This window comes from Acrocarpospora macrocephala, from assembly GCF_009687865.1.
Classification (GTDB): Bacteria; Actinomycetota; Actinomycetes; order Streptosporangiales; family Streptosporangiaceae; genus Acrocarpospora; species Acrocarpospora macrocephala.
Map to the genome: position 1 here is coordinate 1 of NZ_BLAE01000162.1, position 1046 is coordinate 1046.

A 1046-nucleotide genomic window follows, 5' to 3' on the forward strand; every position below is an offset into this window, starting at 1 on the left:
AAAGGGCTGATGCTCCTATGTCCTGTCAAGCGGCTGGAGCAAGATCTTTTCGTGTGCTGGGCTGGGTTTTCGGGTGGGTCAGTATCCGGTAGAGCTGGCGTGCGATGTATCGCTTGAGGCAGCGGATGATCTCTCGTTTGGAGAGGCCTTCCTTGGTGCGTCGTTTGACGTAGGCGCGGGTGTTCGGGTCGTGGCTCATACGGACGAGTGTGATGGTGTACAGGGCGCGGTTGGCTTGCCGGTCGCCGCCGCGGTTGAGGCGGTGACGAGTGGTGCGGCCGCTGGAGGCCGGGACGGGCGAGACGCCGCACAGGGACGCGAAGGCCGCTTCGCTGGTCAGCCGGTCGGGGTTGTCGCCGCAGACGGCCAGGAGCTGCGCGGCGGTCTCCACGCCGACGCCGTGAACGGCGAGCAGGTCGGGCCGGACTCGCTCGACCATGGGCTGGAGCTGGCCGTCGAGGGTGTCGATCTCGGTGGTGAGGGTCTGCCAGCGGCGCGCGAGGTGCACGAGCGCGGCCCGGACGCCGTGGGCGGGGTCGGCCAGGTCCCCGCTCACCTCCAGGGCGGCGCAGGTGTCTGCGAGTTTGGCGCCTTTGAGCCCGGCGAGGTCCTCGCGCAGCACGGCGGGCGCGGTGATGAGCATGGACTGCAGCTCGTTGATGCAGGCGGTCCGGGCCTTGACCGCCCCCGCCCTCGCCGAGTGCAGGGCCCGGATCGACTCGACTATCCCATCGCCGGCCTTGGGGATCGCGGTGGCCCGGCCGGCCAGGACGGCATCGGCGGCGGCGTAGGCGTCCAGCGGGTCGGACTTGCCCTTGGCGCGGCGCTGCCTGCGGTCGGGCCGGTTGACCTCGATCACCGTGATCTGCTCGGCCGCGAGATAGCGGGCCAGGGCGGCGCCGTAGCTGCCGGTCCCCTCGACCCCGACCTGGCGCAGTCGGCCGAAGCCCCGCATCCATTGGAGCAGATCCGCGTAGCCCTGGCCGGTGGCGGGGAACTCCGCGTCGGCCAGCCGCCGCCCGTTCATCAAGGTCACCGCGGCATGG

Annotated in this window: 1 protein-coding gene; it reads right to left on the reverse strand. The window is 70.7% G+C overall.

All coding sequences use genetic code 11. From position 1 onward, the window contains the following. Positions 1-25: 25 nt before the first annotated feature. Positions 26-1046, reverse strand: a 1021-nt coding sequence (locus Amac_RS53425) for an IS110 family RNA-guided transposase (RefSeq protein WP_155362085.1), incomplete at its 5' end; no start/stop codon positions are given.